General features: G+C 38.6%; 12 protein-coding genes. 2 read left to right on the forward strand and 10 right to left on the reverse strand.

Going from position 1 to position 14,617, the window contains the following annotated elements; genetic code table 11:
- Positions 1–84: 84 nt before the first annotated feature.
- From ABX891_RS14220 to argC, 7 genes are all read right to left on the reverse strand, one after another.
- Positions 85–618, reverse strand: a complete 534-nt coding sequence (locus ABX891_RS14220; RefSeq protein WP_354629764.1) for a hypothetical protein — start codon at positions 616–618, stop codon at positions 85–87.
- Positions 619–634: 16 nt separating this feature from the next.
- Entirely contained in the window at positions 635–829 is a 195-nt protein-coding gene (locus ABX891_RS14225) for a hypothetical protein (protein WP_197238739.1), read from the reverse strand.
- Positions 830–1,088: 259 nt separating this feature from the next.
- Positions 1,089–2,954: an argininosuccinate lyase gene (argH, locus tag ABX891_RS14230; protein WP_354629765.1), complete on the reverse strand. Its 1,866-nt coding sequence runs from the start codon at positions 2,952–2,954 to the stop codon at positions 1,089–1,091.
- A 51-nt stretch (positions 2,955–3,005) separates the two neighbouring features.
- The gene (locus ABX891_RS14235; RefSeq protein ID WP_007377844.1) at positions 3,006–4,208 is read right to left on the reverse strand and encodes an argininosuccinate synthase; all 1,203 of its coding nucleotides are present in this window, start codon (positions 4,206–4,208) and stop codon (positions 3,006–3,008) included.
- Positions 4,205–5,137 carry an ornithine carbamoyltransferase gene (locus ABX891_RS14240; RefSeq protein ID WP_002958764.1) on the reverse strand — a complete coding sequence of 311 codons (933 nt, stop codon included), beginning with the start codon at positions 5,135–5,137 and terminating at the stop codon, positions 4,205–4,207. Before ABX891_RS14240 ends, ABX891_RS14235 begins: the two co-directional genes overlap by 4 nt.
- 7 nt (positions 5,138–5,144) lie before the next feature.
- Entirely contained in the window at positions 5,145–5,912 is a 768-nt protein-coding gene (gene argB, locus ABX891_RS14245; RefSeq protein WP_165744981.1) for an acetylglutamate kinase, read from the reverse strand.
- Positions 5,913–6,923 (reverse strand): N-acetyl-gamma-glutamyl-phosphate reductase, encoded by a 1,011-nt coding sequence (gene argC / locus ABX891_RS14250; protein WP_182693380.1) that lies wholly within the window; start codon positions 6,921–6,923, stop codon positions 5,913–5,915.
- Between the two features lie 224 nt (positions 6,924–7,147).
- Here argC and argE point away from each other — a divergent pair, with 224 nt between their 5' ends.
- Complete coding sequence (gene argE / locus ABX891_RS14255; RefSeq protein WP_354629766.1) at positions 7,148–8,296, forward strand: acetylornithine deacetylase; 1,149 nt, start codon at positions 7,148–7,150, stop codon at positions 8,294–8,296.
- 53 nt (positions 8,297–8,349) lie between these two features.
- Here argE and ABX891_RS14260 read toward each other — a convergent pair whose 3' ends face one another.
- Together ABX891_RS14260 and radA are read right to left on the reverse strand one after the other, a co-directional pair.
- Positions 8,350–9,282 (reverse strand): aq_1923 C-terminal domain, encoded by a 933-nt coding sequence (locus ABX891_RS14260; protein ID WP_354629767.1) that lies wholly within the window; start codon positions 9,280–9,282, stop codon positions 8,350–8,352.
- Between the two features lie 75 nt (positions 9,283–9,357).
- A complete protein-coding gene (gene radA, locus ABX891_RS14265; protein ID WP_076923598.1) occupies positions 9,358–10,743 on the reverse strand; it encodes a DNA repair protein RadA in 1,386 nt (461 codons plus the stop codon).
- Positions 10,744–11,108: 365 nt separating this feature from the next.
- Here radA and ABX891_RS14270 point away from each other — a divergent pair, with 365 nt between their 5' ends.
- On the forward strand, positions 11,109–13,586 hold the full coding sequence (locus ABX891_RS14270; protein WP_354629768.1) for a PilZ domain-containing protein: 2,478 nt from the start codon (positions 11,109–11,111) through the stop codon (positions 13,584–13,586).
- On the opposite strand, the gene serB is transcribed toward ABX891_RS14270, so the two are convergent.
- Positions 13,583–14,611, reverse strand: a complete 1,029-nt coding sequence (serB, locus tag ABX891_RS14275) for a phosphoserine phosphatase SerB (RefSeq protein ID WP_182677720.1) — start codon at positions 14,609–14,611, stop codon at positions 13,583–13,585. The two genes, ABX891_RS14270 and serB, sit on opposite strands and share 4 nt — an antisense overlap.
- Positions 14,612–14,617 lie beyond the last annotated feature (6 nt).

Consider the following 14,617-nt stretch of genomic DNA (forward strand, 5'->3'; position numbering starts at 1 on the left):
AGCAGTATAAGAAGGCCATTAAAAAGCCCCATTGAGAGAAAGCTTCTACATAATCCATCAGGGCTTCAGTAACGTACATTTAAGTTAGGTTACTTTATGGGTATCTTTTGACTTGAAGTAGTTGATAGTTTTATTTTTTAATTTATGAAGACCGAGAAAGTCTCTATCAACAATAAGTGCAACAATCATTGTGAAGTCTATAATATTAACTGAAACTGCGTAAATGTCCCATAATAACCACGGTTTTTTGTTTTGATGTACATATAAATCAAAATACATCAAAAGAAAAAAAGTTAAATTTATTGATAGTCCTACGATCAAGTATATGAATGAAACGGAGGTTTTTTTCTTACAAGCTAGGCTTACAGAAAGAATTAAAATAGTTAGAACATCATATATTGCCCAATCTAATAATACAGTAGTTTTTATCGACAGCCATGTAAAGAAATAATCAGAGAGTGTGTAAGAAATCATCATAACAAACGAACTGAACAATAGGTTTGTATCTCTTTTTACATTTAGGGAGTAAACAAAGGCATTGAAAAAAAATGCCATTAAAAATCCCCACATTGTAAATGCTGAAAGCGAAAAAAAACCAAAAAATTCAGTTAAAAACATTTATAACCTTAATTAATTACTTAGGTTTTATAGGTATTATACCACCACCGCGCTGTAATTCTGCACCAGCTGCAGCAATAGCTTCTTGAGAGATACTCACTGTATCAGATTGCAGGGTTTTAGGGCTAGCAGTTTGTTCCATTGCAGGCTTTAATTGTTGTGTTTTGTTGTATGCTTGCATTTGTAATTGGCTATTAGCTGAAACTTGCATGTGATTGATCCTTGTAAAAGTTTTATTTATATTTGGTGCAACTTTTAACCACATTATTATGTAGATAAATGCATTACCTGTTTTAAGCAGTGATAGCTATTTTGCTATCTATCTTATACATAGCAACCAATGTGCCAACTTTTTTTGACACATTAAAATTCACTCAAAGAATATAATCAAACCAAACAACTCCGACCAGTTTACTGCAAATATAAAAAAACGCACAGGGATAACCGTACGTTTTTTGTATCCAGGGAGTTTAAGCTACGTATTTACACGGGATCTCCGCACGTGTACTTAGCTTCAAAATATATTCCATTGCTACTTCGTCACAATTTTCTTTACGAAGGCAAAGTTCACAATCTTTCATTACTTTTTCAGGCAAAGAGTCTTTGCTACAAAAAGTAAAACGTTGTTGTTCAAAAAAATCGGGGACACGGGTCAATACAATAACTCGGTTAAGTGCCAATTTTTTGGCTTTAGTAAGTAGGTGCTCTACAAGCTGTCTACCCTGCCCCGTCACTTTACTTTTTGGGTCTATACCCAATGAGCGTATTTCAGCAAGGCCGGTATCGTAAATGTATAACGATGCACAACCTGACACTTTTCCATTTATTTCAGTAACTGCAAACTCGTTAATAGAGTGCACCATATCGCTTTTTGCACGAGGTAGGTTTTCGCCTACCGTTGCCCAATGCTGTATAAGTGTTGCAATTGCCTCTACATCATCTAAATTTGCATCACGTACCGTTATTTGCTGTTTTTTTTTGGCTTCTTTAACAGCATTAGTTACTTGCTCAATAGACGTCCCACCAAGCGCTTGACGCGCTTTTATACACGCATCAATTTCAAGTACTGGGTAAACATCATTTTCAAATACAGTGTTTACTGATTTGTACTGCTCAAGTGATAGCTCCTCAAGCGTTTTACCTTCGCTAATAGCAAGCTGTACAAGTACACCCACAATGTGATGCCCTTCTCTAAATGGCACACCTTTAGCAACTAAGTAATCTGCAAGTTCGGTGGCATTAGCGTGGCCGCCTTTTGCCGCTGCTAACGTTTTATCGCCATTTACTTTTACGCCTTTAATACATGCTTGCGCCATATGAATACATGCAAGCCATGTTGGCATAGCGTCAAACAGGCCTTCTTTGTCTTCTTGCATATCTTTATTGTATGCAAGTGGCAGTGCCTTTAATGTCATCATCATAGCGCTAAATGCACCAAATACACGTCCGGTTTTACCGCGAATAAGCTCGAGTGCATCAGGATTTTTTTTCTGGGGCATGAGCGATGAGCCTGACGTGACGTTATCAGCAAGCTCTATAAATCCGGCTTCACCCGAATTATAAAAAATCAAATCTTCAGACATACGAGATAAGTGAATCATCGAAATAGACGCACAACTTAAAAGATCCAACACGAAGTCACGATCAGATACGCCATCAAGGCTATTTTTTGTAGCCGCTGTAAAACCTAATCCGTGGGCTAATGCTTGGCGATCAATCGGATAAGCTGTACCTGCTAATGCACCACTGCCCAATGGGCAAAAATTCATACGCGCTTTAGCATCTTGCAGGCGGCTTTCATCGCGCTCTAGCATTTCTACATACGCCATACACCAGTGGCTAAACAATACTGGTTGTGCGCGCTGTAAATGCGTGTAACCTGGCAATATTGTGCCAAGCTCTCGTTCTGCAAGCGCTACAAATTCGCCTTTTAGCTGTGCAATGGCATCTAATAAATGATCGGCTGTATCACGGCACCATAGTCTAAAATCGGTGGCAACTTGGTCATTACGGCTTCGGCCTGTATGTAATTTTTTAGCTAAATCACCTACTTTTTCAATTAGAGCAGCTTCAACGTGTGAATGAATATCTTCTGCACCTGAAGTAGCAACTGATTGTGGATCAGCTTTAACTTCTTCAAGTAGCTCATTTAATGCAGCAACTAATTTTGTATGCTCATCACTTGAAAGTACATTTACCTGTTCAAGTGCACCTGCCCATGCCACAGAGCCAATAATATCTTGCTCTGCTAACTGGTAGTCAAAGGGAAGAGAGTCGTTAAATTGCTTAAACGCCTCATCTGGACCCGTAGAAAAACGTCCGCCCCATAATGCCATGAAATCTCTCCAAACCCTGTAGTGCCCCTTTTATAAGGGGCTATAAATAATTTACTTTTTAGCCAATGCTGAAATTCTGCTTGAAAGCGAGAATAAACGAATAAAGCCTTCAGCGTGTGATTGGTCGTACACATCATCTTCGCCAAATGTAGCAAATGCTTCGCTGTATAAGCTATTTGGTGATTGCTTTTGAACTGCAGTTACTTGACCTTTGTATAGCTTAAGTACCACTTCACCTGTTGCCACTTTAGAAAGTGCTTCTGCACCGGCTAAAATAGAATCTTTAAGTGGTGTAAACCAACGTCCGTCATACACTAAATGTGAAAATTCACCACCTAGTACTTCTTTCCACTTACGGCTTGCTTTATCAAGCACTAGCTCGTCAATGGCTTGAAGCGCAGCCATAATTACTGTGCCACCTGGTGTTTCATAACAACCGCGTGACTTCATGCCAACTAAACGGTTTTCTACAATATCAACACGTCCAACGCCATGAGGCGATGCAATATCGTTTAATTTAACTAAACAGTCATATGGTTTAAGTTCTTCGCCATTTACAGCAACCACTTCGCCTTCAACAACTTTTAAAGTTACTAGTTCTGATTTATCTGGCGCTTGCTCTGGAGAGTTAGTCCAAGTCCATACTTGCTCAGTTGGTTGGCACCATGGATCTTCAAGCTCACCACCTTCGTGCGAAATATGCCAAGCGTTAGCATCACGGCTATAAATTTTTGTAGCAGATGCTGAACACGGAATGTCACGCTCTGCTAAGTAATCAAGTAATGATTCACGACTCGATAAGTCCCACTCACGCCATGGCGCAATTACTTTTAAATCTGGAGCAAGGGCTGCAAAACATGATTCAAAACGAACTTGGTCATTACCTTTACCAGTACAACCATGAGAAAGTGCATCAGCACCTACTTTACGTGCAATTTCAACTTGTGCTTTAGCAATAATAGGACGCGCCATAGACGTACCTAGTAAATAAGTACCTTCGTAAATCGAGCCCGTTTTAAGTGTTGGGTAAATGTAATCACTTACCATTTCATCTTTTAAATCAACTACGTAACATTCTGAAGCACCTGAAGCGATTGCTTTAGCTTCTACGCCTTCAAGTTCTTCTGCGCCTTGACCTACATCAGCTACAAACGCAACAACTTCACAACCATAGTTTTCTTTTAACCATGGCACGATAGCCGATGTATCAAGACCACCTGAATAGGCTAAAACGACTTTTTTAATTGAACTCATAGGTGTTCCTTAACAAAATTTGGATTTAGTAATGTAACTAGCAAAGCATTTTGCGCGTGCATGCGATTCTCTGCTTGTTGAATAATTTTCGATGCTGGACCATCCATTACCTCAGAGGTAATTTCAAATTCACGGTGTGCCGGTTGGCAATGTAATACCGTAGTTGCACCTGTTTGATCTAGCAATGCCTGATTTAATTGATAAGGCATATATTTTTCTTTAACTTGCTCAAGCGGTGTTGTATCACCCATTGATACCCATGTATCTGCATATACAACGTTTGCACCAACAGCCGCTTCAACACGGTCACTTACCATCACTGATGCGCCATTCATTGCCGCTATTTGCTCTGCCTTTTTAAGGATTTGCGAATCAGGCGAGCTGCCTTTTGGCGTTACAGCAACAAAATCAGTGCCAAGCGTTGCAGCTAAAAGCATTAATGAATGAGTTACATTGTTGCCCTCACCTAAGTAAGCCACTTTAAGCTCGCTCACATCGCCGTGAACTTCTTGAAGCGTTAAAAAATCAGCAAGAGCTTGGCATGGATGGTATAAATCACACAAACTATTTACTACCGGTACTGATGCGTATTCACCTAATGTAGTTAATGTGCTGTGCTGATTTACGCGTGCAACAATACCATCAGCCCAAGTAGAAATATTAAGTGCGAAATCTTTAATTGATTCACGTGCACCCATAGCGCCATTTTGCTGATCTAAATAAACTGCATGGCCACCAAGGCGATTAATACCTATATCAAACGATAAGCGAGTACGTAAACTTTGTTTTTCAAACAATGTTACGATTGATTTTCCCGCTAATACGTTGCTGTATTTTTCTGGTTTTGCTTTTATATCTTGCGCTAACTTTAATAAATTAAGTGCGCCTTCTTGGTCTAACTCTAAACCCGTTAAAAAATTCTCAAACATAATAAACCTATGGTGTAATCTTAGTTCCGACATGCTCGCCTTGTAGCAGAGCAGTTAAATTTTCTGGCTTTTGCCAGCTGGAAATATACACACCGCGTCGTAAATGTTGGGCAGCGTGAAGGCTGGTCTTAACTTTGACCTCCATCCCGCCCACAATTACTCCATTTGTAATTAAAGTATCAATGTGTTTTGTGTCAAGTTGATGTAACGGCTGTTTATTTTCGTCAAGCACTGCTTCAACATCCGTCATAAAAATAAGCTCAGCATTTAAGTTACTAGCAATAGCCCCTGCTGCTTCATCTGCATTTACGTTGTACCAAAGCCCTTGCTCATCAAAGCCTATAGAGCTAACAATGGGTAGGCGACCGATTTTAAGTAAATCATTAACAATAGAATCGTCGTTGCTTTTACATTTACCCACTAAGCAAAGCGCTTTTAGCTTTTGAGTGGCAGTAACACCTGCCTCAAAAAGACTTAAGCCGACAGGCTTGTGCCCAGCACTAATAGCTTGAGTCATTAATTGTTTATTAGCGCAACCTGCGAGTGCTCCGACTATATAAGGCATTTGCTCTGCTGGGCTAATACGTAATCCTTGGTGTTTAGCACTGGCAAAACCCGCTTGTTTTAACCATGTATCAACTAAAGCGCCACCGCCATGTACAATCACAAACTCATCATTTGTTTGCTCATTTAATACATCAAACAACGCTTTTGCTGCATTTTCTGTATTAAGTACTGCACCACCTAGTTTAATTACCCACGTTTTTTTACTCATTTAAAACGCTCCTTTTAAACCAGTGGTATGATCTAAATTCATAGAAATATTAATACACTGCAAAGCTTGTCCAGCAGCGCCTTTTAATAAGTTATCAATAGCAGACATCACAATTAACTGCGTTCCTTGTTGCTGCCAGCCAATATCAACAAATGGCTGCTTAGCTACACCTTTAATTGAAGGTACTTTATCGCCTAATAAGCGAATTAATGGCTCGCTCGAAAGTACTTGATAAGCCGATGCAACGTTTTCCTTGGTAACGCCTGGCTTAAGCTGTACATAAATAGTTTCTAAAATACCGCGCGGAAAATTACCTAGATGCGGTGTAAACAACACTTTGTGGCCAAGGTGTTGTTCAATTTCAGGGCCGTGGCGATGGTTAAACAAACCATAAGGTGCAAGCGACACTTCACAAAAATGTGTTCCTACACTGGCTTTACGCCCTGCGCCTGTAACGCCCGAAACCGCATTAATAATAATACTTTCGCTGCTCAATAAGCCTGCTTGCTTAAGCGGTTTTAGCGCATTAAGCGCTGCTGTTGGGTAACAGCCTGCAACAGCAATTAGCTTTGCATTAGCGATAGCATCATGGTTCCACTCAGCTAGACCGTAAGCCGCTTCATTTAAAAGCTCTGGATGTTGATGTTCAAAACCATAGTAAGTAACGTAGTCGTCATTGCTTGCTAAACGATAGCCACCAGATAAATCAAATACCTTTTTACCCATAGCTAAAAATTGCGGCGCTAGATCAACACTTACTTTGTGATCGGTACATAAGCATACGTAATCAGCATCACTTTGAATGTCATCAAAAGCTGATACGCTAAGAGGAAGTAAAGGGCAGTCTAGTAAGCCAAGGTGCTCCGGGTATAAATCACTTAGCAATTTATTTTTATCTAAGCTACCCTCTGATACATAACAGCCTGTTAAAGTTAAGTTTGGATGCTTAACAACTAAACTTGCTAACTCTGCGCCGCTGTATCCGCTTGCGCCAATAATCACTACATTCATTTTTTACTCGTTATCTTAAAATTAATTACTACTTATCTATAATGTTCGCTTAAACTAGCTTAGACGCTAATTAAGTCTTTTTTATTAATGAATTTTGATTATCGTCGCATTATTTTCATGGCGTTACTTTTAATATATTTATGCTTAAAAAGTGAATTGATATTCATCATAAATACTTTTATATTGTTATGCAATTAAATTGAATAATAATTTTGGATTTTTTTATGCCTTTGCCTTCGTTTATTTCCATGTACCAACAATTGATTGCAGCCCCTTCTATTAGTGCGATTGAAGACAACCTGTGTATGAGCAATAAAAACGTAATTGAACTCCTAGCCAGTTGGTGCGAAACAATCGGTTTTACATGTGAAATTATAGAATTAGAAGGAGGTAAAGGGCGCTATAATTTATTAGCAAAACGCGGAGAAGGTGATGGCGGATTAATGCTAGCTGGTCATACCGACACAGTGCCTTTTGATGACAGTCGTTGGAATCATAATCCATTTAAACTTACCGAACTCGATAATAAATTGTATGGGCTAGGAAGTATTGATATGAAAGGCTTTTTTGCTTTTGTATTACAAGCGATTAGTGAGCTTGATGAAAAGCAGCAAACTCAGCCTATTTTAATCCTTGCCACCGCCGACGAAGAAACAACGATGGCTGGTGCACAACAAATATGTAAGCACCCGAATTTAAAACCTGCGCGTTGTATAATAGGCGAACCTACTGATATGACGCCAGTATTTATGCACAAAGGCCATATGAGTACAGCAATAAGAGTGGTTGGTCGCTCTGGGCATAGCTCCGATCCCGAACGTGGTCTTAACGCCATTGAAGTAATGCATAAAGTGATTACAAAATTGATGATCTTAAAAGAACAATTAAAGCATAAGTATTCAATAAACCACTTCGAAATCCCTTATCCAACATTAAACTTAGGTAATATTCATGGCGGCGATAACGCGAATAGAATTTGTGGTTGCTGTGAAATGCATATAGATATGCGCCCATTACCAGGTTTAAGTGTACAAGAACTACAAGCATTAGTATTCGATGCAACGAAAGAGATAAATCAGCAATACCCAAATGCGGTGAGCGTTATTGATTTACATGAACCAATACCGGCATTTAGTGGTAGCACCGACAGTGCTTTAGTAAAAATGGCTGAAAAAATAGCGGGGCAAAAAGCGGTCGCAGTAAATTACTGCACTGAAGCGCCGTTTATCCAGCAACTCGGTTGTGAAACGATTGTAATGGGCCCAGGCTCAATTAACCAAGCACACCAGCCTGATGAATTTTTAGCGATGGAAAAAATAAAACCATCACAACAAATAATCACTGATCTTATAAAAGCAAATTGCTTTAGCTAATAAGATTACAATAAAGGCGCCAATTGGCGCCTTTATTAATACAGAACTAAGGCCTAATTACCTTTAACTTCTAAGTTAATAAACTTAACTAGTTCTTCAGGTTGCCCTACTAGCATCATAACTTGTTGGTTAATTTCCATCATAGTTTTACCTTCAGGTAGCTTTGCAGACACACTGAATGAATTTAAACCTTTCGCAAAGCTGGTTAAAGCCTCTGCAATATCTTCAGTTACAGGAGCTTGTTGTAACTGTTGCTCTAGCGTCATTTCCATTTGCTCAAGCGTCATACCTTGCTTTTCAAGCTCGCTTGAGAGTAAATCTTTTAATTTACCCTGGTTATTTAAGGCAAAGCTAACATTACGCGGCTCTAATTTACTCATTGCTTGCATAACAAGTGTTTGCTGCTGTAATTCTTGCTCATACGTCAGCGGTTGATCACCGGCTTCTTGCTGCGCCTTGCTAATAGCTAATGAAGCATCCATTAACGCTTTTGAATTAGCTAAACCCATATCCATATTAAAACTAACAATGTCTTTTGCATCAAGCTTAACTACTACATCACTATTGCCAGACTCTTCATCGTAATCAAGTGATGAATGTAAATCGTAACTTGCCGACGCTAACATTTCGTTTGTATCAGCTGGTAATTTTGATACGAAGCTTTTATCAAACTGAAAGCTTTTTACATCAAATGATGTATGTGGTGATATTTTATCCGGCTCGTAGCCAGTTATTTCAATGCTTTGAATATTAGCAACATTGTCACCTTCAGGGCTTATTACTTCCATGTTTGTTATTTCTACACTCTTTGAAATAACACTTGCCGATAAACCAGCGTATTTAAATGTAGCGCCAGTTTGCTCGCTTACTAAAGCAAGTTGCTTATCTACTTCTGCACGCACTTCTTGAGTTGCTACGTAGTTTGCGTAACTAACACCACCCACGCCTGCGGCCACAAGAGCTGCAACTATAACTAATTTTTTCATGTCATTTCCTTATTTAATTCTTTCTATAAAGTGTCTCAACTTAAGAGTAACACTGAAGAACATCACCGATAAGTGTTAATTAATCAAACTAAGTAACTCATGTACGGTTTTTACAGGGGTAATTTTAGCGCCTAGCCCTTCCATCGATTTATGGTAATTGCGAAATGGAATATATATTTCTGTAAAACCATGTTGTGCAGCCTCTTTAACACGCGGTACACCACTGTCTATTGGGCGTACATCGCCGTTTAAGCTAAGTTCTCCCATAATACACGTGGTACGAGGTACAACAAATTCGTTTAAACTGCTAAGTAACGCGGTTACTAATGCTAAATCGATGCAGGTTTCTGTCTCATCAATTCTTAAACCACCCACAATATTAAAAAACGTATCGTGAAATATTTTAGTTTTAGTATGCTTACGTAATATACCGGTAAGCATTTTAATCCGGTTCATATTTAAACCAACACATACTCGCTGTGGAAATTCTGCTTCTGTTTCAGTGGTTAAACATTGAATTTCAAGCAATAAATTACGATTCCCTTTACGAATACAGGTAATAGTAGAGCCAGGTGAGTCGGTGGTTGAACCCGATAAAAATATTTCACTTGGATTATCAACGCTTAACATCCCACGTTCACACATTTTAAAAATGCCAACAGTATCAATATCACCAAAGCGGTTTTTATTTGCCCTAAGTGTTCGTATTTGCCCATCGTTGGTATCTATGTGTAAAAGCGCATCAACAATATGTACAAGTGTTTGAGGGCCTGCTATTTCGTTATTTTTATTTACGTGAGCAATAATGAACATGGTTACATCATTTTGCTTACAGTACTGAGTTAATGCTTGGGCGGCGCTTTTTACTTGCGAAGGCGAACCTGGGCTACCATTTGCCGTATCGGTTACAACAGCTTGAATAGAGTCAATAACAGCAAACTTAATTTTATTTTTCTCGAGCTCTTCGATGATGGTTTCAACACTCGTTTCTGAAAGTAAATAAAGCTCGTCCGGGTTATAGTTTAACTTTAAACGATTTACCCTGTTTTTAAACTGCGATAAAGATTCTTCTGCCGTACAGTAAAGTGACGGCATCCGTTGCGACATTCTTGCCACTAGGTCAGATAGCAAAGTTGTCTTACCCGCCCCCGGATCGCCCGAAATAATATTAACCGAGCCAGTAGTCACCCCGCCGCTTAGTACGCGATCAAGCTCGCCGATTTCAGTTAGCTGCTTTTCAGCCTCTGATGTAGCAATATCATTGATTTTTTTAGAACCACCACCAACACCACCAGCATAACCACCAACGTTTGATCGTATTGATGCTTTTTTACTATGCCCTGCTGAAGGCTTAAATTCCGCTAATGTGTTCCACGCACCACAGCGGCATTGACCTTGCCAACGTTGGTAGTTCATGCCACATTCGGTACAAACAAACTCTACTTTTGCCGCTTTAGCCATTTATAACTTTACCTACTATTCTTTAATTTTAAAAATACTTAATGTTAAGTGCTTATTTTACCATTTTAAACTTTCGCCTAACAATGAGTCATACCAACAAGATAATTTAGCACTACTATTATTATCTATAAATGCTGTTTTCTTTTTTACTATACTTTAGGGCATACTTATTGCTTGAATAATAGTTTAAAGTAACTTGCCAATAAATTGGTATTTAACACATAATAACAAGCGCTAAACTGTAGTTACTCGAATAATCGTACCTATATTAACAACAATAACACGATACGACATTTATTGAGTTTTCTAATAAATGGATTTAATAGTATACCTACTTTTTTAATTAGACGGTGATGGTTTTATAAATGGCTGAAGACATACTGCTCAAGCACGAAGATCTTATATCTGAATTAAAACATTATTTAGGCAACCCTAAATTTGATTTAATTTTTAAGTCTAAAATAGCTGGGCTTACAAAGCCTGAACAGTTTTTAATGAAAATGGAAATGACACGCTTATCTCAGCCGATAGCGCGCTTTATTGACTTACGTGGTTTAGTGACTGGGCAGGTAAAGCCTTATGATCACAATGGCAAACAACATTTCATGGATGAAACAGCGATTGAAGTATTTGAAGCTGCGCTAAAACAACACGGTGGTTATACCCTTGCCGTTTATGAGGCAGTGATGAACACCGAAAATAATCATCGGGTGTTACAACGCAAAACCACAGAAAAAATTGCAGAGCAAGCCATTGATGACTCCCTTAATACAAATGTTATAAAGTTTGCCTCTTATGAAAGCCGCTCTGAAGAGCGAATGAACTATTCAATTAAAGTAACGGTTGAATACAACGACAAAAAAAGTATTGCTGCTAGCACTTCCGATATATCCCTCAGTGGTTGTAAAATAAAGCTAGCCACTCGTTATGTACTAAAAAAAGGACATTTAATCGCCTTGCGTTTGGTAGGTTTAGAGCAAGACTTTGAGCTAGGTTTAAAAAATGGCATTCAGTATGAGGTTGTCGCCGTAGAAAATATTTCTAAAGAGTTTAATCATATTCGTTTAAAACGCACCTTTATTGAAAATAATGAAGCGTTTGATAATTTTTTAGAAAGCTTTATCCACGGTAATAAACGTCGCTATAAAGTAAACCTTGATAATACGCTCGATGCTGTGGTTTCTAAGGGTTACGAGCAATACTATATTCCACGCGTCACCTCTTTATATGTGTTTTTAAGTAAAAAAGACAATGTACTTTATCCTAGCTTAAGTCTAACCACCGAAAACAACATTTTTATTCAACGTTACTTTACCGATGAACGCCAAAACCCTTGTTTATACAGTGTGCTTAATGAGCAACGCATTAATGCATTACTTTTAAAACAGGCTCCAGTTAAAGAAGATTATTTATATACTTTTACTCATATTTCAGCGGGCAAAATTTATTATTATTCTGCAACACGTAATGAGCTTGAACAAAACCCTCAGCTAAAAAACTTATTTTTAGGTTTTGGCAGTCAAAAAGACACTTGGCAGTGCTTTAAAATACAAATTATGCCAAGCCATCCAGATGACTCATTTATTCCTTTATCGTTACCAAACACTGTAAGTAAAAATATTGAAAAGCTCAATAAGCCGCCTTCTCCTCGGGTAGAAGGGTTAGTGAAAAATGTAAAATATATGGTGGTACTAACTGCTATTGGTAATAAAACTGAACAGCAACACTATCAGCAATTAAATTACGATAAAGCTTTGATTAATCAATTGAAGAGTTTTGGCCATAGCAAAAGTAAGTCTGCTCCTTATTTAGATATTGTACCTTTAGAGTATGTAAATCTTCGCTCTGATAAGCGCTACTTATATAAAACGAATGTGTCGATTAGCGTAAACGATGAGGTAGTACATGGCCTTACTCGCGACTTTTCGGTAATGGGCTTGCAGCTTGAATGCAAACAACCAGTAAGCTTAAAAAAAGGCGACATTGTTTTACTCTCGTTTCCTGACTTACAAAAAATAACCAAAACATATCAGCTTAGTGAGCTAAAGTACGAAGTGATGGCTGTAAATAAGTCGTTCACTATTATTAATTTAAAAGCCAGCCGAGTTGCCGACTTACCCCATGCTGGAGTGCTGTTTTTTACGCAGTTAATTAACAGTAATAAAGATAAACTAAAAGTGTCAGAAGAAGCGCCTAAAGTGCCAGGGCTCTCTACAGCACTTAGAAATATGGTAACTAAAAGCGTTTGCCAGTTCCCACTTTATTTACATAAAGAAGGAGCGCACTTTAAAGCAGGTGCAATTGGCTTTGGCTTATACCCTAGCCCACTACATGTGCTTTTACAAAACTTTGGTTTGTTGGGTAATAAAACCGATTTATCGAGCATTATTACTGATGAGCAAATCGTTAATGTGATCACCCCACAGATAAAAGATCTTAGCCGCCAAGATCCGCCAAGCGCCTTTACACTTGTGATTAATTTTGATCCCCGTAAGGGCAGTATTTCAGAGTCTACTAACAGTTATTGCATAGCAGGTGAGGATTATAATGATTTTCAGGAACAAATAAGCAAAGGCTTAAAGTCGAATCTTATTTTTGTTATGCGCTTGTACATATCACGTACTGGACGCCCAGATACCGATTATTTATCTAACGAACTAAAATATGTGAGTCAATATGCGCTGCATAAAGCAAGGGAATTAGAAGAGGCATTGTGGTCTGTAGCGGGTGTCGGTGATATTGTCGATATCACCGAAGAAGCCTTAAGCCATTTAAAACTTGAACAGCAACAAGTTGACCAAATGGGTCGCCGCAAACTGCTTTGGCTAAACCGCCTGCGTTAAACAGTAGCCACACTATTTAATGGTATAGCTAGCATATACAGTAATTGTAATAACGAGCCTTGGCAAATAGCTGCTTGGGCTTGCTCAACCACTTTTGCTTTACCATGTACTGCTACACCTAGCCCTGCTGTTGCCATCATTTTTAAATCGTTAGCCCCATCGCCAATCGCCACTGTTTGCGACTTTATTAATCCCAGCTGTTGCTGTAATGACTCTAAAATAACGGCTTTTTGCTGTGCATCTACAATTGTGCCTAATACTTTACCTGTGAGCTTATTATCTTTAAATTCAAGCACATTAGCGTGTACTTCATCTAAATTGATTAACGCTTGTACTTGCTCTGCAAAGGGTACGAAACCACCCGACGCAATGGCTAAGTGCCACTGATGCTGTTTAAGTATTTGGCAAAGCATTTTAATACCCGGCATTAAAGGTAAATTATTTTTTAACTCATCTATTAAGCTTTTTTCAATTCCGGTAAGTTTAGCGACGCGCTGATTTAGGCTTTCACTAAAATCAAGCTTACCAGCCATTGCCAGTGCTGTTACCGAAGCAACCTCATCGTATACGTTAGCTAAGCGTGCAATTTCATCTATGCACTCAATAGTAATAGCGGTTGAATCCATATCCATTACCAATAAACCTGGCTCATACAAGTTGGGTGGGCAAGCTATTTGCACTAGCTGAAAATCAAGTGTGCTGGAAAATTGTTGTAATACTAGCGGGTTAATCGGCAGCTCTGCTTGCTTAATATAAAAACACAGTGCCGCTGGTAAACTTAAGTCGGGCTGATACTGGCAAAGCCCTGTAACGGTTTGATTATGCTTCGCAAAAAAATCTATTATGGCTTTAATATGGGTAATACTAAAATTGCCAGCAAAGGCAATACTAAATAAACCTTGGTGTTTATTAGGTAGGTTTTTTAACGGTAAAAACACCTCATCCTGATAGCTAAACCATTTATTTAATACTAACTGCGTTAATGGTTGCTCAGCACCAGGCTGTGCCATGTTCGTTTGCGACATGGATTC

Origin of the sequence: Pseudoalteromonas sp. NCIMB 1079, assembly GCF_040567695.1 — a bacterium.
Classification (GTDB): Bacteria; Pseudomonadota; Gammaproteobacteria; order Enterobacterales; family Alteromonadaceae; genus Pseudoalteromonas; species Pseudoalteromonas distincta.